Origin of the sequence: Faecalibacterium sp. AF28-13AC (assembly GCF_003478405.1) — a bacterium.
Lineage (GTDB): Bacteria > Bacillota > Clostridia > Oscillospirales > Ruminococcaceae > Faecalibacterium > Faecalibacterium prausnitzii_E.
Genome location: NZ_QUFG01000005.1, coordinates 21,978 through 45,299, shown reverse-complemented (window position 1 = coordinate 45,299; position 23,322 = coordinate 21,978). Strand labels below are relative to the sequence as shown.

General features: G+C 59.7%; 19 protein-coding genes. 12 read left to right on the top strand and 7 right to left on the bottom strand.

What is annotated here, in order from left to right; all coding sequences use genetic code 11:
- Window positions 1–37: 37 nt before the first annotated feature.
- On the bottom strand, window positions 38–1,579 hold the full coding sequence (locus DWY95_RS08060; protein ID WP_118553092.1) for a HAMP domain-containing sensor histidine kinase: 1,542 nt from the start codon (window positions 1,577–1,579) through the stop codon (window positions 38–40).
- A 117-nt stretch (window positions 1,580–1,696) separates the two neighbouring features.
- On the opposite strand from DWY95_RS08060, the gene DWY95_RS08055 reads away from it, so the two are divergent.
- Window positions 1,697–2,398 (top strand): response regulator transcription factor, encoded by a 702-nt coding sequence (locus DWY95_RS08055; RefSeq protein WP_097792118.1) that lies wholly within the window; start codon window positions 1,697–1,699, stop codon window positions 2,396–2,398.
- A 295-nt stretch (window positions 2,399–2,693) separates the two neighbouring features.
- A complete protein-coding gene (locus tag DWY95_RS08050) occupies window positions 2,694–4,724 on the top strand; it encodes an FAD-binding protein (protein ID WP_118553091.1) in 2,031 nt (676 codons plus the stop codon).
- A gap of 109 nt (window positions 4,725–4,833) precedes the next feature.
- Here DWY95_RS08050 and DWY95_RS08045 read toward each other — a convergent pair whose 3' ends face one another.
- From DWY95_RS08045 to proC, 4 genes are all read right to left on the bottom strand, one after another.
- A complete protein-coding gene (locus DWY95_RS08045) occupies window positions 4,834–5,274 on the bottom strand; it encodes a methylglyoxal synthase (protein WP_097792120.1) in 441 nt (146 codons plus the stop codon).
- A gap of 666 nt (window positions 5,275–5,940) precedes the next feature.
- Window positions 5,941–7,203 (bottom strand): glutamate-5-semialdehyde dehydrogenase, encoded by a 1,263-nt coding sequence (locus DWY95_RS08040; RefSeq protein ID WP_118553090.1) that lies wholly within the window; start codon window positions 7,201–7,203, stop codon window positions 5,941–5,943.
- A gap of 3 nt (window positions 7,204–7,206) precedes the next feature.
- On the bottom strand, window positions 7,207–7,983 hold the full coding sequence (proB, locus tag DWY95_RS08035; protein ID WP_118553089.1) for a glutamate 5-kinase: 777 nt from the start codon (window positions 7,981–7,983) through the stop codon (window positions 7,207–7,209).
- A gap of 4 nt (window positions 7,984–7,987) precedes the next feature.
- Complete coding sequence (gene proC, locus DWY95_RS08030) at window positions 7,988–8,794, bottom strand: pyrroline-5-carboxylate reductase (RefSeq protein ID WP_118553088.1); 807 nt, start codon at window positions 8,792–8,794, stop codon at window positions 7,988–7,990.
- A 356-nt stretch (window positions 8,795–9,150) separates the two neighbouring features.
- Between proC and DWY95_RS08025 the strand changes: the two genes are divergently transcribed.
- From DWY95_RS08025 to DWY95_RS08015, 3 genes are all read left to right on the top strand, one after another.
- Complete coding sequence (locus DWY95_RS08025) at window positions 9,151–9,732, top strand: TetR-like C-terminal domain-containing protein (RefSeq protein ID WP_118553344.1); 582 nt, start codon at window positions 9,151–9,153, stop codon at window positions 9,730–9,732.
- A 144-nt stretch (window positions 9,733–9,876) separates the two neighbouring features.
- Window positions 9,877–11,652, top strand: coding sequence for an oleate hydratase (locus tag DWY95_RS08020; RefSeq protein ID WP_118553087.1), 1,776 nt, complete (start codon window positions 9,877–9,879; stop codon window positions 11,650–11,652).
- A 68-nt stretch (window positions 11,653–11,720) separates the two neighbouring features.
- Complete coding sequence (locus DWY95_RS08015; RefSeq protein WP_118553086.1) at window positions 11,721–13,145, top strand: radical SAM protein; 1,425 nt, start codon at window positions 11,721–11,723, stop codon at window positions 13,143–13,145.
- Between the two features lie 167 nt (window positions 13,146–13,312).
- Here the strand turns inward: DWY95_RS08015 and DWY95_RS08010 are convergent, their stop codons facing one another.
- Window positions 13,313–14,524 (bottom strand): AI-2E family transporter, encoded by a 1,212-nt coding sequence (locus DWY95_RS08010; protein ID WP_118553085.1) that lies wholly within the window; start codon window positions 14,522–14,524, stop codon window positions 13,313–13,315.
- 53 nt (window positions 14,525–14,577) lie between these two features.
- Window positions 14,578–15,924, bottom strand: coding sequence for a butyryl-CoA:acetate CoA-transferase (locus DWY95_RS08005; RefSeq protein WP_118553084.1), 1,347 nt, complete (start codon window positions 15,922–15,924; stop codon window positions 14,578–14,580).
- Between the two features lie 396 nt (window positions 15,925–16,320).
- Here DWY95_RS08005 and coaD point away from each other — a divergent pair, with 396 nt between their 5' ends.
- From coaD to acrA, 7 genes are all read left to right on the top strand, one after another.
- Window positions 16,321–16,824 (top strand): pantetheine-phosphate adenylyltransferase, encoded by a 504-nt coding sequence (gene coaD, locus DWY95_RS08000; RefSeq protein WP_097792128.1) that lies wholly within the window; start codon window positions 16,321–16,323, stop codon window positions 16,822–16,824.
- Window positions 16,825–16,915: 91 nt separating this feature from the next.
- Window positions 16,916–18,133 carry an acetyl-CoA C-acetyltransferase gene (locus DWY95_RS07995; RefSeq protein ID WP_097792129.1) on the top strand — a complete coding sequence of 406 codons (1,218 nt, stop codon included), beginning with the start codon at window positions 16,916–16,918 and terminating at the stop codon, window positions 18,131–18,133.
- 104 nt (window positions 18,134–18,237) lie between these two features.
- Window positions 18,238–19,023 (top strand): enoyl-CoA hydratase-related protein, encoded by a 786-nt coding sequence (locus DWY95_RS07990; protein ID WP_118553083.1) that lies wholly within the window; start codon window positions 18,238–18,240, stop codon window positions 19,021–19,023.
- Window positions 19,024–19,123: 100 nt separating this feature from the next.
- Window positions 19,124–19,996, top strand: a complete 873-nt coding sequence (locus tag DWY95_RS07985) for a 3-hydroxyacyl-CoA dehydrogenase NAD-binding domain-containing protein (protein ID WP_118553082.1) — start codon at window positions 19,124–19,126, stop codon at window positions 19,994–19,996.
- Between the two features lie 121 nt (window positions 19,997–20,117).
- A complete protein-coding gene (locus DWY95_RS07980; RefSeq protein ID WP_097792132.1) occupies window positions 20,118–21,287 on the top strand; it encodes an acyl-CoA dehydrogenase in 1,170 nt (389 codons plus the stop codon).
- 17 nt (window positions 21,288–21,304) lie between these two features.
- Window positions 21,305–22,099 (top strand): acryloyl-CoA reductase electron transfer subunit gamma, encoded by a 795-nt coding sequence (acrB, locus tag DWY95_RS07975; protein ID WP_097792133.1) that lies wholly within the window; start codon window positions 21,305–21,307, stop codon window positions 22,097–22,099.
- A 21-nt stretch (window positions 22,100–22,120) separates the two neighbouring features.
- Entirely contained in the window at window positions 22,121–23,215 is a 1,095-nt protein-coding gene (gene acrA, locus DWY95_RS07970; protein ID WP_118553081.1) for an acryloyl-CoA reductase electron transfer subunit beta, read from the top strand.
- Window positions 23,216–23,322: the final 107 nt, after the last annotated feature.

Here is a 23,322-nt window from a genome sequence, read left to right as displayed (position 1 = left end):
AAAAATGCTCTGCCGGAAAAGGCAGAGCATTTTTTGTTCAGCCCGCGAGCAGGGGCAGCTTCAGCGTGAAGCAGCTGCCCTTGCCCACTTCGCTTTCCAGCAGGATCTCGCCATGATGTAAGCGGGCCAGCTCCTGCGCAATGGTCAGGCCGAGGCCGGTGGAGTCGTGCTTGGTGTTGGCCGTGGTGTGGAAGTAGCGGTCAAATACGGCGGCCTGGTCTTCCGGGGCAATGCCGCAGCCGGTGTCCTGCACACAGACGAGAGCAGAGCCCTCCGCCTCCCAGCTGTGGACGGTGATGGTGCCGCCCGAAGGGGTGTAGTGGATGGCGTTGGTCACGAGATTCTGCAAGATCTGCTGCAGCCGCACCGCGTCGCCCCAGACGGGCAGTTCGGCGTCGAATTGTGCGCAAAGGGCAACGCCTTTGTTCTCCGCTTCGCTCCGGCAGTTCTCGCAGACTGCCTGCGCGGCCTCGCTCAGGGAAACGCGGTCTTCGTTCAGCAGGACCTGTTTCTGTTCCAGCTTGGCCGCAAGGAAGAGATCTTCGGTCAGCCGCCGCAGAAAGCGCATCCGCTGCTGCAAAGCGGGCAGGAGGGCAGGCAGGGCCTCCGGGGCCGCTTCCAGCGTGTCCAGCCCGCTGGACACCGCGAACAGCGGGCTGCGCAGGTCGTGGAAGATGTTCAGCATCATGCTCTTGCGGGCCTCGGTCTCCTCGGTCAGGGCGCGGGTGCGGTCGGCCACGCGCTGGTCCAGCTCCCGCGCCAGCTGCTCGGTGCGGTCAAATTGCAGGGCGAACCGGCGGCAGACGAAGGTCATGCAGCCCAAGGTGAAGGGGATATCGTAGATGCGGGCACACCGCATCACATAGAAGCGGATGCTCTCCGAGAAAAAGGGAAGCTCCAGCCCCGGCAGAATGACCAGCACCCGCAGGCCGACCGTTGCCGCACAGGGGAAGAGGAGGAGCAGCACCGCGCGGTCTCCCCGCCAGTAGGCCGCGATGAGCAGCCCGATGCAGTAAGCCATGCCGCCCAGCAGCCCGATGGCCCGCACCGGCGGGCAGGTGCTGAGGGAGAGCAGAACATACCCGGCCGTCAGTGCCAGCGAGAGGGACTTCTGCTGTCGGGTCCTGGGGGCCATGCCGGTCAGCGCCGCACTGAGCCAGATGGGGGCCAGCACCGTGAGGGAAAAATACCCCCGCCGCAGAAACAGCACCATACCGCTGCCCCGCTCCGGCAAGCGGATGACCGTAGCCGCCCAGGCGATGAGGATGACGAGATAGAGCAGGAAATATCCCAGCTCCCGCTGCGGCTTGTAGCGGTGCAGTGCCAGCACGGTCGCCGCCAGCGTGCAGAAGACCGTGATGGCCATCCACTGCAAGGTCGTGCGGATGGTGCGCACATCGGAGCCTTCGTCCGGGAAGGCCCCGGCCCATTCCTGAAACAGGACTTCGGCATCCTGTCCGCTGGCGGCGGTGCCCGGTTCCAGCGGCGGAAGCTGGGCGTTGTACCAGATACCGGCCAGCGCGATGCCCAGCGCCAGCACCACCGCGCTCAGTGCAGTGAGAAGATGTTTGGTTTTCATAGTTGACCTCCCCCGAACGAACGGAACTTCCGGAAAAACAGTTGAGAAAGCCCGTAAAATAAGGTATACTAGCCCTAGTATAGCAAAGTTTTTCGAAAAAGGGGAGAGCAAACAGGAATGATCCGTGTGCTTCTGGTGGAGGACGATCCCGTGATCCGGGACACGACCCGTTACTTTTTGAACAGCCAGCAGAATTATGAAGTGGTCTGTGCGGAGACCGGCGGCGAGGCGCTGAGCCATGCCCGCGAGAACTTCGATGTCATCCTGATGGACATCCTTCTGCCGGACACCAACGGCATGGACCTGTGCCAGCGGCTGCGGAGCTGGCATCACTGCCCCATCATCTTTACGTCCTGTCTGGACGATACGGACACGGTGGTCCGGGCGCTGGAACTGGGCGGCGACGACTTTCTGGCCAAGCCTTACAACCACAAGGTGCTGTTGGCCCGCATCATGGCGAACATCCGCCGGGTGCAGATGGACGCCGCCGAGCCCAGCGTCAACGGCTACCACTGCGCGGCCTTTACGCTGGACTCCAACAGCCACTGCGTCGAGAAGGACGGCCGGAGCATCCATCTGGCCGACATGGAGTTCCGCATCCTCTCCCTTTTCGTCCGCTACCCTAACACGTTCTTCACGGCCAACGAGCTGTATCAGAAGATCTGGGGCAAGGAAAGCCTCGGCGACGTGCGCACGGTGCAGGTGCACATCCACAATCTGCGCAGCAAGATCGAGCCGGACCCGGCAAAGCCCATCTACCTGAAAAATGTCTGGGGGAAGGGGTATGTGTTCCGGCCGGATGGCCAGCCGGAGCTTTGACTCGCGCCCAAACCTGAAGGATCGTTAAGCGGAATGCGCCCATTGTTTAAGGAAACTTAAGCGGTGGGCGCATTTTTTTGCCTGAATTTGACCGTTATTTGACAAACGAAGTGCAAAATCGACGTTCCAAAGCAGAGAAACGGCGGAGATGCTTAACAAATCTTAAAAGACAGGGGCGAAACTTTGTGTTAAATTATTATCGAACGAAGTCTGCGCAGGCACACACTGCACAGACCGAAGAAGCATTGGAAGGCAAATGAAGAACACACGAAGAAAAGAAGAAAGGAACCCCGCAATGAACAAGATCTCGCGCAAAGGCTTTTTGAAGATCGCTGCCGCTGCTGCCATGTCCGGCGTCACGGCCGGTGCTCTGGCTGCCTGCAACTCTGCAAGCTCCTCCTCCACCGCCGCTTCTGCCGCATCCGGCACCTACATCCCCGGCACCTATGAGGGTACGGCAGAGGGCATCTCCTCGACCGTCAAGGTCACTATGACCTTCTCCGACAGCGCTGTCACCAACGTGGTCGTCGATACCTCCGGCGAGACCGCTTCCTATGGTGCCGCCGCAGCCGACCAGCTCAAGGAGCAGCTGCTTGCTGCCGGTTCTGCCGAGATCGACGGTGTGTCCGGTTCTACCGTGACCTCCGATGCCGTCATGAAGGCAGCCAAGAGCTGCTTTGCACAGGCCAAGGGCGAAGCCACCGTGTCCAGCGTTCAGCTGCCTACCGGCGACGAGACCGACTGGCTGGGCAAGGAGCCGGACATTGACGAGGCTGCCATCACCGAGACCGTGGACACCGACATCCTCATCGTCGGTGCCGGCAACGGCGGCATGTTTGCTGCTGCTTATGCAGCCGCAAACGGCCTGAACTTCCGCATCATCGAGCAGAATGCGGCCGTGCAGGATACCCGCCACTGGTACGGTGCCATTGATTCCGCTGCCGCCAAGGCTGCCGGTGCCCCTGCGACCGACAAGGCCAAGCTGCTGAGCGAGATCTCCCGCTATGCTTCCGGCAAGTGCGACCAGCGGGTCGTCAGGACCTGGATCAATGAGTCTGCTGCGATGCACGATTTTATGCGCAGCATTCTGGAAGACAAGTTCGGCTGGGAATGCGAGTTCACCTCCGGCGATGAGGCGGAATGGCCTGCCGAGAACGCCGAGCACAACACCGATTACCTCTACCCGGTGCAGGAGCACAACTACCGTGCCAGCGAGTCCGCTTCCGGCCTGCAGCGCAACGAGGCCCTGCAGCAGTACATCGAGGAGCTGGGCTACGGCATCGACTTCAAGACCAGCCTCGCCAAAATTGAAAAGGATTCCTCTGGCCGCATCACCGGCATCATCGCCCAGAGCACCGAGGACGACCATTTCATCCGCTACAACGCCAATCAGGGCGTTCTGCTGGCCTGCGGCGGCTTCCCCGGCAACCCCTACATGATGGAGCAGCTCGACCCGCTGGGCACCTCCGTCACCACCGCCTGCTCCTACTCTCCGTCCGATAAGGGCTACGGCATCCGTGCCGCCGTCTGGGCCGGTGCAAATCTGGACAAGGAAGCTGCCCCCATGCTGTTCGACCGCGGCATCGTGGCTCCCGGCGTGGATGGAGGCTATGTTGACAGTGAGAATGCGTTTGGCGGCAAGGCGTTCCCCGGCAAGATCAAGCAGTACAACCCCGGCACACAGCCGTTCCTGAAGGTCAACCGCAACGGTGAGCGCTTCGCCAACGAAAGCTGCCCCTACAACGACATCGTCTATGCCGCTGCCCACCAGCCGGGCCGTGTGTATGCCCAGATCTGCGACGCCAACATTCTGGAAGACGTCAAGCGCTTCCACACCATCGGCTGCTCCGCACAGACCCGCAACGCAGGCGAGGACTATATCAAGAAGCAGATGGAGAATGCAGAAACGGAAGGCTGCTTCTTCAAGGCCGACACCATCGAGGAGCTGGCCGACAAGCTGGGCTTCACCGGCGACGCCAAGGAGACCTTCCTCGCCACCGTCGAGCGCTACAATGCGCTGTACGATGCCCAGGAGGATACTGATTTCGGCAAGCCTGCATACCGCCTGAGCGCGATCCGCAAGGCTCCGTTCTATGGTTGCTGGCTGGGTGCCTCTCTGCTGACCACCGAGCAGGGCATTGCCATCAACGAGAAGGGTCAGGCTCTGGACAACGACAACCAGCCGATGCCCAGCCTGTACATCACCGGCGATATGTCCGGCAGCTTCTTTGCCAACAACTACCCCTGCCTGATGGCAGGCGTGGCCATGGGCCGCACCCTGACCTTCGCCATGAAGGCCGTCAAGCAGATGGCTGGTCTGGAGTAAGGCGGATTTCCCCGGAAATCAAATTCAAAAAAGCAGCGCCGCAGAAGGTTCGAATCCCTCTGCGGCGCTGTTTTTTCCCTCTATACACAAATCAAAAAGCCGGTCTGCCTCAGCACACGGCGCGGGAAACCGGGACGACCGGCTCCACAAGAGCGGGGTGCATCCCCTCGCGGTAGTCCAGGTCGCCCTGATCCAGACCGCGCAGCAATACTTCGGCGGTTGCAATGTTGGTGGCGATGGGTACACTGTGCATGTCACACAGGCGGAGCAGGTTCTGCTCGATGAAGTTACCGCTGTCCGTCTTGAGCGGGTCGCGGAAGAACAGCACCAGATCGACTTCGTCGCAGGCGACGCGCGCCGTGATCTGCTGGATGCCGCCCAGCCGCCCGGAGAGGTAGCAATGGACTGGCAGGCCAGTGGCCTGGTTCAGCATACGACCGGTGGTGCCGGTGGCGATGACCGTGTTGCGGGAAAGAATGCCGCTGTACGCGGTGCAGAACTGAAGCGCGAGTTCTTTGCGGGAATCATGTGCAAGGATTGCGATGGTCATAATTCACACTCTCCTTTGTCTCAATGTCTGGTTGCGGACGAACACTTTTTTGGATTGGATTCACTGAGCGTACAATTTCAAATTTGAAACATTCAACCCACAACATTTGTTCTAAACTTTCCACTATAATTGTACCGCGCCAAAATGGGCCTTGTCAAGAGAAAAATCGTCTTTTTCTACGATTTTCTACCCGGAAGTACGACTTTTATTTTGTGGAGAACGGCGAAAACTTGGATGCAACCATCGACAAAGACGAAAGACACATTCGGACCATCGAACGAAACTGTTTTTGATAAAAAAACAGTCCATAGAAGAAAACAAATGTATAAATGGGAGTTCAAAGCGGCCGGGAGAGCGTTCTTTTGTACAACCTCTCAGGCGCTTCGCGCCAGCTCCCCTGGTAGGGGAGCCCCTGGCGAGTCGGTGATGGTCGTACTGGACGAGCGAAGTTTTTCGCATTCGTAAACGACCGGGCTCCGCTGTTTCGATTCACGACTGCTTGCCCAGCGCCCTTTGTCAGGGCGCAGTTTCGCAGCTGCTATCAATGAGGACAGGGCCCGCCGCCTTGCGCCCCATTGGGCCCAAGCGAACAGCAGGGCTGACCCGGCCTGCCAAGGGCTCCCCTATCAGGGGAGCTGGCATTGCGAAGCAATGACTGAGAGGTTCTCACCGCACCTGCCCATCTCCATGGATGATGTACTTATAGCTGCACAGCTCCTGCAGCCCCATCGGGCCGCGGGCGTGGAGCTTCTGGGTGGAGATGCCCATTTCACAGCCCAGGCCGAACTCGCCGCCGTCGGTGAAGCGGGTGGAGCAGTTGACATAGACCGCTGCACTGTCCACGGCTGCTGTGAAGAGGGCGGCATGGGCCTCGTTCCGGGTCAGGATGGCCTCGCTGTGGCCGGTGGAGTGCTCGGCAATGTGACCGATGGCTTCTTCCACGCTGTCCACGACCTTGACGGCCAGAATGTAGTCGAGAAATTCGGTATCGAAATCCTTCGGCCCGGCGGGGGTGCCGTCAATGACAGCTGCCGCCCGCTCGTCCAGCCGCAGTTCGACCGGGTGCAGGCCCCGCGCCACGCGGGCCGGGCCAAGACGCCGGGCCAGCTTGGGCAGAAACTCCGCCGCAATGGCGGAATGCACAAGGCAGACTTCCTCGGCGTTGCAGACGCTGGGGCGGCTGGCCTTGGCGTTTTCGATGATGTTCAGCGCCTGAGCCTGGTCGGCGGAGTCATCGACGAAGACGTGGCAGATGCCGGTGCCGGTCTGGATGCAGGGAACTTTGGCATTCTCCACACAGGCCCGAATGAGCCCGGCCCCGCCGCGCGGAATGAGCAGGTCCACAAAACCAACGGCCGTCATCAGTGCGTTGGCGGAGGCGTGGGTGGTGTCCTCGATGAGGGAGACGGCGGCTTCCGGCAGACCGTTTTCCTTCAGGCCGCGGCGCAGGGCCTCCACGATGGCGTGGGCCGAACGCCAGGCCTCCCGGCCGCAGCGCAGGACGCAGACGTTGCCGCTCTTGATGGCGAGGGCGGCGGCGTCGCTGGTCACATTGGGGCGGCTCTCGTAGATGATGGCGATGACGCCCATGGGCACGGCGGTCTTTTCGATGACCAGACCGTTGGGCCGCTCAATGCGCTTGAGCACAGCACCCACCGGGTCGGGCAGGCTGGCCACTTCCAGAATGCCCCGCGCCATGGCACCGATGCGCTCCGGCGTCAGGGCCAGACGGTCGAGCATCACGTCGGAGATGTGCCCTCTGGCGGCGGCCATGTCCTCGGCGTTGGCGGCCAGAATGGCCTGCATCTGGTCGGGGTGGCACAGCCAGTCTGCCATGGCCCAGAGCGCCTGTTTGCGGGTCTGTTCATCCGCCAGTGCCAGTGCAGACTTCGCGGCGCGTGCAGCTTCCAGAATTTCCTGTGTCGTCATGGTTCAGCCCTCCTTCCGGCCTGCAAAGCGGGTGCCAACCGGTCTGCCCTCGGCAATGTCGTACAACAGCTCCGGGTGGGAGCCGTTGGCGATGACCATGTCTGCGCCAAGTTCCGTCACCAGCTGGGCGGCGCGGAGCTTGGTGGACATGCCGCCGGTCCCCAGCGATGAACCGACCCCGTCGGCCAGCGCCAGGATCTCCGGCGTGATGCGCTCCACCAGCGGGAGCAGCCTTGCCTCCGGGTGGGTGTGGGGGTTGGCGGTGTACAGGCCGTCGATGTCGCTCAGCAGCACCAGCAGGTCGGCGTGGATGCAGCGGCAGACGATGGCGGCCAGAGTGTCGTTGTCGCCGATGGAGGTGATCTCATCGGTGGCCACGGTGTCGTTTTCGTTGATGATGGGCAGGGCACCCAGCTCCAGCAGGCGGTTCAGGGTGTTTTCCACGTTCTGCCGCCGGCCGGCATCCTCAACGTCCACACCGGTCAGCAGCACCTGGGCCACGTTGTGGTTGTAAGCCGTGAACAGCCGGTCGTAGGTGTACATCAGCTCACACTGGCCCACGGAAGCGCAGGCCTGCTTGGTGGCCATATCTTTGGGGCGCTGGGGGAGCGAGAGCTTGCCCACGCCCATACCGATGGCACCAGAGGAGACGAGGATGACCTCGTGCCCGGCATTCTTCAGGTCGCTGAGTACCTTGACCAGATCTTCGGTGTGGCGGATGTTCAGCCGCCCGGTGGAGTGCGCCAGCGTGGAAGTGCCGACTTTGACGACGATTCGCATATCCTTAACCCTTTCCCATCTCTTTTGTCCGATCGTAAGCGGCAAGGACGGCGTCCATCACGGCACCGCGGAACCCCTGCTCTTCCAGCACACGGACGCCCTGAATGGTGCTGCCGCCGGGGCTGCACACGGCATCCTTCAGTTCGCCGGGATGTTTGCCGCTCTCCAGAACGAGCTTGGCGCTGCCCAGCACCATCTGGGCGGCATATTCCTGCGCCTTGGCGCGGGGCAGGCCGCAGGCCACGCCGCCGTCGGCCAGCGCCTCAATGAACTGGTACACCCAGGCCGGGCCGCAGCCGGAAACGCAGCTGGCCGCGTCGATCAGGGGTTCCGGCACCGGGTCAAGTCGCCCGGCGGGGGCCATCAGCTTGCAGAATTCAGCCTCTTCTTCGGCGGTGACGTGGCTGGAACAATACTGGATCATCCCTTCGCCCACGGAAGCCGGGGTGTTGGGCATGATGCGGATGACGGGGTAGTCCTCACCGGCCAGCTCCTGAATGCGGGAAATGGGCAGACCCGCCGCCATGCTGCACAGGACGAACCGGCCCGGCCGCTCGGCCAGCGTGAACTTCAGCGGGGTCAGCAGAGCCTCCATCATCTGCGGCTTGACAGCGAGGAAGATGAGGTCGCACCGGCCTGCCACCTCGTCGTTGATCGTGGTATTGCAGCCCAGTTCGGCGGCCAGTTTCTCCGCCTTGGCAGCGGTGCGGTTGGCCAGATACACGTTCTGCGGGTCTGCTGCCTTGCACACCGCGCGGGCAATGGCCCCGCCCATGTTGCCGCAGCCTAAAAATCCAATGGTCTTGAGCATAACAAAAACCTTCTTTCTTAAATTCCACCCGGCCTGCCCCCCGCATTGGGGCAGGGGAGATGCTGTTTCATCTCCGCCTCCATTGTAAGCAGACGGGGGCTGAAAATCAAGAGGGGAAGGGCCTGCTGAAAAAAGAATGTTTCAGAAAATGGGGCGTAAGGGACGCACAAACGGTGCAGAATTTCGCAATACGGAGCCGCAGCAACAGAAAGTTTAACCTGAATTTGGAATTTTTGCTTGCAAATCGTCCTCGGAAAGAGGTATATTATAAAAGGAAGTGTTCTTACTTCTCCGGCTGGGAGGCCGGCCACCACAAACAGCAGTGCGCGCGGCGTTGCTGGGAAAGGATGGAGCTTGTGTCACAGACGACAAAGAGGGCTCTGGAAGCATCGCTGAAAAAGCTGCTGCTCCAGAAACCCCTGAACAAGATCACGATCAACGATATCACGGAGGATTGCGGGGTCAACCGCATGACGTTCTACTACCACTTCAAGGATATCTACGACCTGGTGGACTGGATCATGGTCGAAGACGCCGCAAAGGCGCTGGAAAACAAGCCCACGTTCGATACCTGGACGGAGGCGTTTCTGGACCTCCTGCACCAGGTGCAGGAGAACAAGGTGCTGGTGATGAACGTCTACCGCTCGATCAGCCGGGAGCAGGTGGAACAGTACTTATATAAGCTGCTGGACCCCATGCTGCGGGAGTTCATGGAACGCGGGATGCAGGGGATCACCGTGCAGGATGACGATGTACAGTTCATCGTGGATTTCTACAAGTATGCGCTGGTGGGCATGGCGCTGGAATGGATCCGCAAGGATATGAAGGAGGACCCCGTCCGGATGACGGAACGGCTGAATATCCTGATCCGTGGCGATTTCCAGCGTGCGCTGAACCGGTTCCGCACCGACCGCAGCCTCTCGGAACTGGATGATTGATGAAAATTTAGACAGAAGAAGCATTGTGATGGGTTTTCCATCACGGTGCTTTTTCTGTTTATGGAACCTTTTTTGACAACATGGTACAGTACCATCAGCGCAAACTATAAGACGAAAGAAACCACAACAAACGGAGGGAATAACATGTATTATTCCAGTGGTAACTATGAAGCATTTGCGCGGCCGCGGAAACCAAAGGACGTAGACCGCAAGTCGGCCTACCTCGTCGGCACCGGGCTGGCTGCCCTCACAGCGGCCTGCTATCTGGTGCGGGATGGTCAGATGAAGGGCGAACATGTCCACCTCTTTGAAAAAGGGGCCATCCCCGGCGGCGCATGCGATGGTTATCAATACCCCGGCATCGGCTACGTGATGCGGGGCGGGCGCGAGATGGACGATCATTTCGAGGTCATGTGGGACCTGTTCCGCTCCATTCCGTCGATCGAGACCGAGGGCGTCAGTGTGCTGGATGAGTACTACTGGCTGAACAAAAAAGACCCGAACGTCTCACTCTGCCGTGCGACCGAACAACAGGGCCGGGATGCCCACACCGACGGCCGGTTCGGCCTGTCGGACAGGGGCTGCATGGAGATCCTGAAGCTCTTCTTCACCCCGGACGAGCAGCTGTACGACAAGCGGATCACCGACGTGTTCGACGCAGAAGTCCTCGGCTCGAATTTCTGGCTCTATTGGCGGACAATGTTCGCCTTTGAGAACTGGCACAGCGCATTGGAGATGAAGCTCTACCTCAAGCGCTACGTCCACCATGTGGGCGGACTGCCGGATCTCCGGGCGCTCCGGTTCACGAAGTACAATCAGTATGAGTCGATGATCCTGCCCATGATCCGCTATCTGGAGGGCTACGGGGTCCGGTTCCACTACAACACGAAGGTGACGAACATCGAGTTCGACTGTGCGGACGGCAAAAAGCAGGCCCGCACCATCTGCCTTCTGGTGGACGACCACGAGGAGCGGGTGGACCTGACCGAAAACGATCTGGTCTTCATCACCAACGGCGGCTGTGTCGAGAACAGCTCCATCGGTGCGCAGGACCAGCCCGCTGCGCTGGACACGGTGCTCCACCCCGGCAATGGCTGGGATCTGTGGAAGAAGATCGCCGCGCAGGACCCCGCCTTCGGCCACCCGGAGAAATTCTGCTCCGACCCGGAGCAGACCAACTGGATGAGCGCCACCGTGACCACGCTGGACGAGCGGATCGTGCCCTACATCCAGAACATCTGCAAGCGGGACCCCTTCAGCGGCGGGGTCGTCACCGGCGGCATCGTGACCGTCCGGGACTCCAACTGGCTGCTGAGCTGGACCTTCAACCGCCAGCCGCAGTTCCGGAATCAGCCCAAAGGCCAGCTCGTGGGCTGGCTCTACGGCCTGTTCAGCGACACGCCCGGCAACTACGTGAAGAAGCCCATGCGGGACTGCACCGGCAAGGAGATCTGCATGGAGTGGCTGTATCACCTCGGTGTGCCGGAACCGGAGATCGAAGATCTGGCCGAGCACAGCGCCAACACGGTGCCCGTCATGATGCCGTACATCACGGCCTTCTTCATGCCCCGCGCAGCAGGCGACCGGCCCGCTGTGGTGCCGGAGGGCGCGGTGAACTTCGCGTTTCTGGGGCAGTTCGCAGAGACCCCGCGTGACACCATCTTCACCACCGAATACTCCATGCGCACCGGCATGGAGGCGGTGTATACCCTGCTGGACATCGACCGGGGCGTACCGGAGGTCTGGGGCAGCACCTACGACGTCCGCGATCTGCTGAACGCAGCCGTGCAGCTGCGGGATGGACGCCCGCTGAGCGACCTCAAGATGCGATGGATCGAGCGGTTCGCGCTCGGCAAAGTCATCGACAGGGTGCAGGAGACCGACCTCGGCCGCCTGCTGCAAGAATATAAGATCATCTGAACGCCGGGTCCTGATCCCGGCGGGGGAGGAGGCTCCCCACATCAGACAACGCATGGGAGGAAATTGGAATGAATACCACATTTGATTCTCTGACTCATAAGATGCAGCGCGCCGCACTGGGCAAGACGGCGGATATCGTGCTGTCCCACGTCAACAAGGACCGCGAAAAGGCCATGACCCAGCTGGTGGATGTCGCCAAGACCTTCTATGGCGATTCCTTCAGCGAGGAAACGTATCATCATGCCCGCCAGACTCTCTCGAACCCGGACAGCAAGTGGTCCAGGCTCATCAACTGTATGCTGGACCAGCTGGACCCCAATGTGGCCCGCACCACGGCCCTGAACCTGGGTTACGAGGCCTTCTTCCGCGGCACCAAGACCATCCGCGAGAACCGCGTCAAGTACCAGTGCAACATCCCCTGGCTGATCCTGTTCGACCCCACCTCCGCCTGCAACATGCACTGCGTGGGCTGCTGGGCCGGCGAGTACGGCCACAAGAACAACCTGAGCATTGATGATATGGACAAGATCGTCTCTCAGGGCAAGGAGCTGGGCGTGTACCTCTACATGCTCACCGGCGGCGAGCCGCTGGTCCGCAAGGCCGACATCCTGAAGCTGGCCGAAAAGCACAACGATGTGCAGTTCGCCATCTACACCAACTCCACCTTGATCGACGACGCCTTCTGCAAGGAGGTCGTCCGTCTGGGCAACATCGCCTTCATGCTGTCCATCGAGGGCACCCCGGAGACCAACGATGCCCGCCGCGGCAGCGGCCATTACGCCGCCGTCATGCACGCCATGGACCTGCTCAAGCAGTACGGCATCCTGTTCGGTACCTCCATCTGCTACACCAGCGCCAACATCGAGGCCGTCACCAGCGATGACTTCATGCGCTTCCTGTGCGACAAGGGTGCGCACTTCGGCTTCTATTTCCACTACATGCCCGTCGGCAACGAGGCAGCCCCCGAACTGATGCCCACCCCGGAGCAGCGCAAGTACATGATCGACCGCATCCGCTATCTGCGCAGCGAGGCGTGTGACATCCCGTTCTACCCGATGGACTTCCAGAACGACGGCGAGTTCGTCGGCGGCTGCATTGCAGGCGGCCGCAACTACTTCCACATCAACTCGGCCGGTGATGCGGAACCCTGCGTCTTCATCCACTATTCCAATGCCAACATCCACGACAGCAGCATTCTGGAGATTCTTCAGAGCCCGCTGTTCATGGCATACCACAACGGCCAGCCCTTCAACAAGAACCACCTGCGTCCCTGCCCCATGCTGGAGAACCCCGAACTGCTGCGGAAGATGGTCCACGAGACCGGCGCCCACAGCACCGACCTCCAGAGCCCGGAGACGGTGGATCACCTGTGCGACAAGTGCAAGGCCTACGCTGACAACTGGCAGCCTATGGCCGACGAGATCTGGTCCCACACCAAGATCCGCGAGAGCCGCTACGAGAATTATAAGGACTGGAAGCCCGGCCAGCAGTAAGCACACAGAAGCGCTGGGTCTGCATCGGGTGCAGCCGTCCTGAACCAAAACCTCCCGCTTTCCGGAGCGCTGCGACAGCGCCGGGAAGCGGGAGGTTTTTTGCGCGATAAAATGGCCCCATCTCCCGCAGGAGACAGGGCCGGGACATTCGATATAGAGGACGGAACTTATTCGTCGTCGGGATCGCCGAAGTTGTCGTGGTAGGTCGTGACCAGTTCCATCTCCTCGTTGCGGCGCAGGCCGTGGAAGACGAACTTCTTGAGCACATCGTAGATGACTGCGAAGAGCGGCACACCGATGATCATGCCAACAAAACCCCACAGGCCGCCGAACAGCAGGATGGCGAACAGCACCCAGAAGCTGGAAAGGCCGGTGGTGTTGCCCAGGATCTTCGGCCCGATGATGTTGCCGTCCACCTGCTGCAGGACCAGAACGAACAGGACGAACCAGAGCGCCTTGATGGGGTTCTGGATGAGGATGAGCAAGGTGGCCGGGATGGCACCGATGAAAGGCCCGAAGAAGGGGATAACGTTGGTCACACCGATGATGACCGAGACCAGCAGCGCACTGGGGAACTTGAAGATGAGGCAGGCGATGTAGCACAGCACACCGATGATGGCGGAATCCAGGATCTTGCCGTTGATGAAGCCGCCGAACATCCGGTCAGCGTAACGGATCTCCTCCATGATGAGGTTGGCCCAACGGGGCTTGACCAGACTATAAAGGATGAGCTTGCCCTGCTGCCCGAATTTCTTCCGGCTGGCCAGCAGATACACCGAAACGATGAGGCCGATGATGATGTTCTTCAGGAAGGTCACGAAGCTCATCACGCCCAGCGCTGCACCGCTCAGGAGGCTCTGCATGGAGGGGACCAGCTTCGTCCGGACGATGTTGTCCAGCGTGTCCTGCAGGTTGTCATAGGATGTCTCGATGAAATCCAGCAGCTTCTGGTTGCTGGCGATGATCTCCTGATGGGAAGCCCAGTCCACGAAGTCGTTCAGGTTGTTCCGCGCCGTGTAGTACAGCGTCGTCACGCTGGTGATGAGCTGCGGCACGATCATCATGATCAGCGCATACACCACCAGGATGCCGAACAGCAGCGAAATGGTGACCGCCAGCATGTTGGCCGCAGTTCCCATCTTTTCGGGCAGAAGGCGGCGGAGAAAATTCTCCACGCAGTTGCACACCGGCTTGAGCAGATAGGCGATGACCGCGCCGTAGATGAACGGCATCAGGATGCCCGTCAGCTTCGAGATCGCATCCCCGAAGCCCTGAAAGCGGTAGATCAGGAAGAAGAAGAGGATGCTCAGTGATATGGCACCGAATCCCGCGAGCATCCCATACAGGTAGGGTTTGATGTGTGGCTTTTTGTCCATCATGTTTCCGTAGACTCCATTCCTGCCGCGGGCAGCAGGAACGCCCGCAGCATTGTTTAGCGCTTGTTGCTCCTGCGCCAGATGTGCAGTTTTTCAGCTTCGGCGATCAGTTCATCCCGGAAATCGGGGTGTGCAACGCTGATCAATGCTTCAGCCTTTTCCCAGCTGGTCAGGCCCTTCAGGTTCACACAGCCGTACTCGGTGCACAGATAGTGGATATTGGCACGGGTATCGGTGATGATGCTGCCGGTCTCCAGCGTGGGGCGGATGCGGCTCTCGACCTTGCCGGTCTTCTTATTCATAAAGGTAGAGGACAGGCAGATGAAGCTCTTGCCGCCGTTGGAAAGGTATGCGCCCAGAACGAAGTCCAGCTGACCGCCTGCACCGGAGATGTGCTTGATACCGGCACTCTCGGCGTTGACCTGACCGAACAGGTCGATATCGACAGCATTGTTGATAGAGATGAAGTTGTCGATGGCCGAGATGCTGCGGATGTCGTTGGTGTACTCCACGGGGGCTGCCATGCACTCCGGGTTGTTGTCGAGGTAATCGTACATCTTCTGGGTGCCGGCACCGAAGGCGTAGACCTGACGGCCCTTGTCCAGATTCTTGTGGCGGCCGGTGATCTTGCCGGCTTTGGCGATGTCCACAAAGGCATCGACGTACATTTCAGTATGGACGCCCAGATCCTTCAGGTCGCTCTGCGCGATTAGGTTGCCGATGGCGTTGGGCATTCCGCCGATGCCCAGCTGCAGGCAGGCACCGTTCGGGATCTGCGGGACGATGAGGTTCGCCACGGCGAGGTCCACCTCAGTGGCCGCACCGGGTGCAGCCATCTGACCCATCGGCGGGTTGGTGCCCTCCACGACACCGGCCACCTGAGAGATGTGCACCCAGTTCTCGGTGCCGCCCAGGCAGCGGGGCATGTTGGTGTTGACCTCGACGATGATCTTTTTGGCCTTTTCGCAGACGGCGCCCAGATGAGAAGCACAGGGGCCGAAGTTGAAGTAGCCATGCTCGTCCATGGGCGTGACCTGGAACACTGCCACATCCACGGGGTCCTTGCTGTCGCGGTAGTAACGGGGCAGCTCCGAATAGCGGATGGGGGAGTAGAAGGAGAAGCCCTGCGCAATGGCCTTGCGCTCAATGCCGCCCATGTGCCAGCTGTTCCAGGTCATGTGGGCAGCCGGGTCGTCGATCTGGAAGATCTCCGGCACCCACATCAGGATGCCGCCGCGGAAATTGACGTTCTCCAGCTCCGGCAGACGCTTTGCGATGGCAGCATCGACTGCCACCGGGGTGTTCACAGCCCAGCCGTAGTCCACCCAATCGCCGCTCTTGACCAAAGCAGCGGCCTGATCGGAAGTCATCTTTTTCTGCGCATACAGTTCCGTATAATCCATTATAAACCATCCTCTCCTATAATAACATAAAGGAATTGTAAATTCTTACAACCCGATAACTTAGTTATAACATTAACAAAGGAAGGAATCAATACTTTCGGAGCAAATCGGGGCAAAAAAGTGGCTGGATGGCAATGTGACTAAAATTCTTAGCGATTCAACCGAATTCTTTGGTCTGATAAAAACAAAATTTTTCGAAAAAGGACTTGATAAAATTTTGACGATGTGGTTTACTTATAGCGTAGCAGGGCGGTGTGGAGCAGTGCGTCATGAATCGTTAAAAAAATAGCGATGAGACGCGGCGCCGCAAACAACGTCTTGCAACCCGAACTGGAAAGTGCTATCATGGCAGGACCGAGCGCGCTTTTCATACCAGCGCGCACCAAGGAGGACACGATGGCAACAGCAGTTTATCCCGGATCGTTCGATCCGGTCACCAAAGGGCACCTGGACATCATCAAGCGTGCCGCAAAGATCAACGATCACCTGATCGTCGCCGTGCTCATCAACAGCGCCAAGCACCCTCTGTTCACCGTAGAAGAGCGGGTGGCCCTGCTGCAGGAGTGCTGCAAGGGCATCCCGAACGTCACGGTGGAGAGCTTTGACGGCCTGACCGTGGAGTTCGCCAAAAAGCGCCACGCTTCGGTCATGGTGCGGGGTCTGCGGGCGGTCACGGATTTCGAAAACGAGATCCAGCTGGCGCAGACGAACCATGCACTGATGCCCGGCATCGAGACGATGTTCCTGGCGACCAGCATCAAATGGAGCTACCTTTCCTCGACGATCGTGAAAGAGGCTGCCCGCTACGGCAGCAATATCTCCAAGTTCGTCACGCCCAATGTGGAAGCCGCCGTCGAACAGAAGATGGCCGCGCTCCGGGCGAAAGGGGAGCAGCCCTGAATCCGTTTCTCATGTGCAAACGCCGCAGGCGTTTCTATAAAATTGGTTCCTAAAACCCACCAATATACACACAAATCAGGAGGCTATTAACATGAAGAAAGTTGTTATCGCATCTGCATGCCGTACCGCCATCGGCAAGTTCGGCGGCACTCTTGCCAACGTCCCCGCTGCTGAGCTGGGCTCCATCGTCATCAAGGAGGCACTGGAGCGCGCACACGTCGCACCGGAGCAGGTCGATCATGTTTACATGGGCTGCGTCATTCAGGCTGGTCTGGGCCAGAACGTCGCGCGTCAGGCTTCCCTGAAGGCAGGCCTGCCCATCGAGACCCCCGCTGTCACCGTCAACGTGGTCTGCGGCTCCGGTCTGAACTGCGTCAATATGGCTGCGCAGATGATCGAGGCTGGCGATGCCGACATCGTCGTTGCAGGCGGCATGGAGAACATGGACATGGCTCCCTTCGCTATGATGAAGGGCCGCTACGGCTACCGCATGGGCGCTCCCATGGGCAAGAGCGAGCTGGTCGATACCATGGTCAACGATGCTCTGTGGGATGCCACCGGCTTCAACAAGCACATGGGCATGACTGCTGAGAACGTCTGCACCAACGAGACCTATCAGAAGAAGTACGGCTACAACCCCATCACCCGCGAGCAGCTGGATGAGTTCTCTTACAACAGCCAGGTCAAGGCAGACAAGGCCATCAAGGACGGTGCCTTCAAGGACGAGATCGTTCCCGTTGTCATCAAGGGCAAGAAGGGCGACACCGTGTTCGATACCGATGAAGGCCCCCGTCTGACCCCGGTCGAGAAGCTGGGCACCCTGAAGCCCGCCTTCACCAAGGACGGCATCGTGACCGCCGGCAACTCTTCCGCCATCAACGACGGCGCTGCTGCTCTGGTCGTGATGAGCGAGGAGAAGGCCAAGGAGCTGGGCGTCACCCCGCTGGCAACCTGGGTCGCTGGCGCTCTGGCTGGTGTTGAGCCCGAAGTCATGGGTCTGGGCCCCATCGCTGCAACCAAGAAGGTCATGGCAAAGACCGGCCTGTCCGTTGCCGATATGGACCTGATCGAGGCAAACGAGGCCTTCGCAGCACAGTCTGTGGCCGTCAGCCAGGCTCTGAACTTTGATATGAACAAGGTCAACGTCAACGGCGGCGCAATCGCTCTGGGCCACCCGGTCGGCGCTTCCGGCGCTCGTATCCTGGTCACCCTGCTGTATGCAATGAAGCACCGTGGTGCCCACAAGGGTCTGGCTACCCTGTGCATCGGCGGCGGCATGGGCTGCGCTACCATCGTCGAAATGGACTAAACGCTGGAGGCACTCCAGATATCAGGATCGCCCGCGCAGGCGGACTTCTCCTGCGCGGGGCTGTTCTGAAACGAAGAATAAGACTTTGAATGGAGGTCTTCACAATGGCATTTGTTAAAACCGAAGTGCAGGGTGCTGTCGAGATCATCACCATCGACCGCCCCAAGGCACTGAACGCACTGAACCCTGAAGTTCTGGCAGACCTGAAGGCAGCGTTTGAGGCTGTCGATCAGGACGCCATCCGCTGCATCGTTCTGACCGGCGAAGGCGACAAGAGCTTCGTGGCCGGTGCAGACATCGGTTCCATGAGCACCATGACCAAGGCAGAGGGCGAGGCCTTCGGCAAGCTGGGCAATGATGTCTTCCTGATGATCGAGCATTTCCCCATCCCTGTGATCGCAGCCGTCAACGGCTTCGCACTGGGCGGCGGCAATGAGCTGGCCATGAGCTGCGACATCCGCATCTGCTCGGACAACGCCGTCTTCGGCCAGCCGGAAGTCGGTCTGGGCATCACGCCGGGCTTCGGCGGCACCCAGCGTCTGGCACGTCTCGTCGGCATGGGCATGGCAAAGCAGCTGGTCTATTCGGCCCTGAACATCAAGGCCGATGAGGCTTACCGCATTGGCCTGGTCAACGCCGTGTATCCCCAGGCTGAGCTGATGGAGAACGTCCTGAAGCTGGCCAACAAGATCGCAAAGAACGCCCCCATTGCAGTGCGCAACTGCAAGAAGGCCATCAACGACGGCATCAGCCTTCCCATTGAGAAGGCAGTCGAGGTCGAGGAAAAGCTGTTCGGCGACTGCTTCGAGACCCACGACCAGAAGGAAGGCATGGCCTGCTTCCTGTCCCGTGAGAAACCGAAGCCCAAGGCTGTTTTCACCAACAACTGAGAAGTACATTTGAATTTGTAATCTGAACCCTTCTGCATCCCGGTTCCTACCGGAGAGGGAACCGGGGAGCAGGGGGATATGAATAAAGGAGAGATATCCTATGAAGATCGGTGTTATTGGCGCTGGCACGATGGGCCAGGGCATTGCAAAGGCATTCGCTCAGGTCGAGGGCAACAGCGTTGCTCTGTGCGACATCAAGCAGGAGTGGGCCGAGAAGGGCCTGGCAAAGATCAAGGCTGGCTATGACAAGCTGGTCGCAAAGGGCAAGATCCCCCAGGAGAAGGCGGACGCGATCGTCGCCGCTATCACGCCGGGCCTGAAGGAAGACCTGTGTGCAGACTGCGACCTGGTCGTCGAGGCTGCATTCGAGGACATGAAGGTCAAGCAGACCACCTTTGGTGAGCTGGATAAGATCTGCAAGCCGGAGTGCATCTTTGCTTCCAACACCTCTTCTCTGTCCATCACCGAGATCGGCAAGGGCCTGAGCCGCCCGCTGGTCGGCATGCACTTCTTCAACCCCGCCGACCGCATGAAGCTGATCGAGGTCATCGCAGGCTGCAACACTCCTGCTGAGACCGTTGAGAAGATCAAGGAGATCTCGGTCGCCATCGGCAAGAACCCCGTTCAGGTCAACGAGGCAGCCGGCTTCGTCGTCAACCGCATCCTGATCCCCATGATCAACGAAGCAGCCTTCATCAAGATGGAGGGCGTTTCCGACATCGCTGGCATCGACACTGCCATGAAGCTGGGTGCAAACCACCCCATGGGACCCCTGGAGCTGGGCGACTTCATCGGCCTGGATATCTGCCTGGCCATCATGGACGTCCTGTACCACGAGACCGGCGACAGCAAGTATCGTGCCTGCCCGCTGATCCGTAAGATGGTCCGCGGCGGCAACCTGGGCTGCAAGACTGGCAAGGGCTTCTACGTTTACAACGCAGACCGCACCAAGACCCCGGTCGATCAGCTGTAATTTCTGAAAACATTTCTCCCGGCTGCGGGGAAAGCGGCCGGGAGGAATTTGTTTGCAAACCGGGTTCGCCGCAACAAGCGCCCGGCCTATGAAAAATTAGACCCGTTAGGAGGATATAGCGATGGATTTTACTCTGTCCAAGCAGCAGCAGATGGTGCAGAAAATGTACCGCGAGTTTGCTGAAAACGAAGTCAAGCCTCTGGCTAAGAAAGTTGATGCAGAAGAGTACTTCCCCAAAGAGACCGTCGAAAAGATGGGCAAGCTGGGCATGATGGGTATTTACTTCCCCACCTCTGTCGGCGGTGCAGGCGGCGACGTGCTGTCCTACGTCATGGCAGTGGAAGAGCTGAGCAAGGTCTGCGGCACCACCGGTGTCATCGTCTCTGCTCACACCAGCCTGTGTGCTGCTCCCATTTATGAGAACGGTACCCCGGAGCAGAAGGCAAAGTATCTGCCCAAGCTGTGCAGCGGCGAGTGGCTGGGTGCATTCGGCCTGACCGAGCCGGGTGCCGGCACCGATGCACAGGGCCAGCAGACCATTGCAAAGGAAGAGGATGACTGCTGGGTGCTGAACGGCTCCAAGATCTTCATCACCAATGCAGGGTTCGCCGATGTCTTCATCGTCATCGCAGTCACCGACCATGTGCTGGACAAGAAGGGCCGTCCCACCAAGCTGTGCTCCGCTTTCATCGTCGAGCGCACCGATCCGGGCTTCTCGGTCGGCAAGGCTGAGGATAAGATGGGCATCCGCGGTTCCTCTACCTGCGAGCTGATCTTCGAGGACTGCCGCATCCCGAAGGATCGTATGCTGGGTGTGCGCGGCAAGGGCTTCCAGCTGGCAATGGCCACTCTGGACGGCGGCCGTATCGGCATCGCTTCCCAGGCTCTGGGCATCGCCGAGGGCGCTCTGGATGAGACCGTTGCTTACGTCAAGGAGCGCAAGCAGTTCGGCCGCCCCATCGCTGCATTCCAGAACACCCAGTTCGAGCTGGCTGAGATGAAGGCCCGCGTCGAGGCTGCCAAGTATCTGGTCTATGCCGCTGCTCTGAAGAAGCAGCAGGCTATGGACGGCGCAAAGGTCCGTTACAGCGTGGAAGCTGCTCAGGCCAAGCTGATCGCCGCCCGCACCGCAAGCGACGTGACCCGCCGCTGCCTGCAGCTGTTCGGTGGTTACGGCTACACCCGTGACTATCCCATTGAGCGCATGATGCGTGATGCCAAGATCACCGAGATCTACGAGGGCACCAGCGAAGTGCAGATGATGGTCATTTCCGGCGCGCTGCTGAAGTAAGGGAGGTAAGATTTACAATGAAAGCAATCGTTTGTGTAAAGCAGGTTCCTGATACCTCCGGTAAGGTGTCCGTCAAGCCGGATGGCACCCTGGACCGTGCCTCTATGGCAACCATTACCAACCCCGATGACCTGAACGCTCTGGAGGCTGCTCTGAAGCTCAAGGACGCCACCGGCTGCGAAGTCGTTGTCGTCACCATGGGCCCGCCGCCGGCCGAAGGGATGCTGCGTGAGCTGCTGGCCCGCGGTGCCGATAAGGCTGTTCTGGTCTCCGGCCGTGAGTTCGGCGGTTCCGATACCTTCGCGACCAGCCAGATCCTGGCCGCTGCCGTCAACAAGATCGGCGTTGGCCCGGAGGATGTCGTCTTCTGCGGCCGTCAGGCAATTGATGGTGATACCGCACAGGTCGGCCCCCAGATCGCTGAAAAGCTGCATCTGCCCCAGGTCACCTACGTTGCCGACATCCAGAAGGATGGCAACACCCTGACCGTGAAGCGTATGCTGGAAGACGGCTACATGATGGTCAAGGTCCAGACTCCCTGCCTGCTGACCTGCATCAAGGAGCTGAACGAGCCCCGTTACATGAGCGTCAACGGCATCTTCACCTGCTACGACAAGCCCATGGAAGTGTTTGATTACAACGCTCTGAAGGATGATCCGCTGATCGAGGTCGATACCATCGGCCTGAAGGGTTCTCCGACGAACGTCTTTAAGTCCTTCACTCCTCCGCAGAAGGGCGCAGGCACCATGCTGACGGGCGACGACACCGCCGCACAGCTGGCTGGTATCCTGGCCAAGAAGCACCTGATCTGATGAAAGGAGCATAGGATTACAATGGCTGATTTTAACGATTACAAGGGCGTTTGGGTCTTCTGCGAGCAGCGCCAGGGCAAACTGATGTCCACCGATTTCGAGCTGGTCAGCGAGGCTCGCAAGCTGGCTGACGAGCTGGGCTGCGAGGTCACCGGCCTGCTGCTGGGCGACAACGTGGAAGGCATCGCCAAAGAGCTGGGCGGCTATGGTGCCGATCAGGTCATGGTCTGCGACAGCCCGCTGCTGAAGGACTACACCACCGACGCATACGCCAAGGTCGTCTGCGATATGGTCAATGTGTACAAGCCTGAGGTCCTGCTGATCGGCGCGACCAACATTGGCCGCGACCTGGGCCCCCGCTGCGCAGCCCGCCTGCACACCGGCCTGACCGCAGATGCGACCCATCTGGACATCGACACTGCAAAGTACATCGATTTCCTGAAGGAGAGCTCCACCATCGACCTGTCCAAGCAGAAGTTCGATATGGAAGACCGCAACCTGAAGATGACCCGTCCCGCATTCGGCGGCCATCTGATGGCTACCATCATCTGCCCTCGTTTCCGTCCGCAGATGTCCACCGTCCGTCCCGGCGTCATGAAGAAGGCTCCCTTCGATCAGGCCAAGGCCGATGCCTGCCAGATCGTGAAGCCCGCCTTTGAGCTGGCTGCTTCCGACATCAAGACCGAGGTCCTGAGCGTCGAGAAGGCTGCTGAGAAGCTGGTCGATCTGATCGGTGCCGACGTCATCGTCTCGGTCGGCCGCGGCATCAGCAAGGATGTCAACAAGGGCATCGAGCTGGCCGAGCAGCTGGCAGCTGCACTGGGCGGCGGCGTAGTCGGCGCATCCCGTGCCGTCACCGATGCAGGCTGGATGACCGCTGACCATCAGGTCGGTCAGACCGGAAAGACCGTCCACCCCAAGATCTACGTTGCTCTGGGTATTTCCGGTGCCATCCAGCACACTGCTGGTATGCAGGATTCCGAGTGCATCATCGCCGTCAACAAGAACGAGTCTGCTCCCATCTTCGGTGTGGCAGATTACGGCATCGTCGGCGATCTGTTCAAGGTCGTGCCGGAGCTCATCAAGCAGGTCGAGGCAGCCAAGGCCGCTGAATAATTTGATCTTCTGAGATCCTGATTTGTGGAACACCGCCGCACAGTGGAAACGCTGTGCGGCGGTGTTTTTTGCGCATATCTGCCCGCCGCAGCGCATACAGTCTGGTA

Bases quoted from the DNA above. Each gene is read 5' to 3' on its own strand.
- DWY95_RS08060 (WP_118553092.1), bottom strand. From the start codon at position 1,579: ATGAAAACCAAACATCTTCTCACTGCACTGAGCGCGGTGGTGCTGGCG.
- DWY95_RS08055 (WP_097792118.1), top strand. From the start codon at position 1,697: ATGATCCGTGTGCTTCTGGTGGAGGACGATCCCGTGATCCGGGACACG.
- DWY95_RS08050 (WP_118553091.1), top strand. From the start codon at position 2,694: ATGAACAAGATCTCGCGCAAAGGCTTTTTGAAGATCGCTGCCGCTGCT.
- DWY95_RS08045 (WP_097792120.1), bottom strand. From the start codon at position 5,274: ATGACCATCGCAATCCTTGCACATGATTCCCGCAAAGAACTCGCGCTT.
- DWY95_RS08040 (WP_118553090.1), bottom strand. From the start codon at position 7,203: ATGACGACACAGGAAATTCTGGAAGCTGCACGCGCCGCGAAGTCTGCA.
- proB (WP_118553089.1), bottom strand. From the start codon at position 7,983: ATGCGAATCGTCGTCAAAGTCGGCACTTCCACGCTGGCGCACTCCACC.
- proC (WP_118553088.1), bottom strand. From the start codon at position 8,794: ATGCTCAAGACCATTGGATTTTTAGGCTGCGGCAACATGGGCGGGGCC.
- DWY95_RS08020 (WP_118553087.1), top strand. From the start codon at position 9,877: ATGTATTATTCCAGTGGTAACTATGAAGCATTTGCGCGGCCGCGGAAA.
- DWY95_RS08015 (WP_118553086.1), top strand. From the start codon at position 11,721: ATGAATACCACATTTGATTCTCTGACTCATAAGATGCAGCGCGCCGCA.
- DWY95_RS08010 (WP_118553085.1), bottom strand. From the start codon at position 14,524: ATGATGGACAAAAAGCCACACATCAAACCCTACCTGTATGGGATGCTC.
- DWY95_RS08005 (WP_118553084.1), bottom strand. From the start codon at position 15,924: ATGGATTATACGGAACTGTATGCGCAGAAAAAGATGACTTCCGATCAG.
- coaD (WP_097792128.1), top strand. From the start codon at position 16,321: ATGGCAACAGCAGTTTATCCCGGATCGTTCGATCCGGTCACCAAAGGG.
- DWY95_RS07995 (WP_097792129.1), top strand. From the start codon at position 16,916: ATGAAGAAAGTTGTTATCGCATCTGCATGCCGTACCGCCATCGGCAAG.
- DWY95_RS07990 (WP_118553083.1), top strand. From the start codon at position 18,238: ATGGCATTTGTTAAAACCGAAGTGCAGGGTGCTGTCGAGATCATCACC.
- DWY95_RS07985 (WP_118553082.1), top strand. From the start codon at position 19,124: ATGAAGATCGGTGTTATTGGCGCTGGCACGATGGGCCAGGGCATTGCA.
- DWY95_RS07980 (WP_097792132.1), top strand. From the start codon at position 20,118: ATGGATTTTACTCTGTCCAAGCAGCAGCAGATGGTGCAGAAAATGTAC.
- acrB (WP_097792133.1), top strand. From the start codon at position 21,305: ATGAAAGCAATCGTTTGTGTAAAGCAGGTTCCTGATACCTCCGGTAAG.
- acrA (WP_118553081.1), top strand. From the start codon at position 22,121: ATGGCTGATTTTAACGATTACAAGGGCGTTTGGGTCTTCTGCGAGCAG.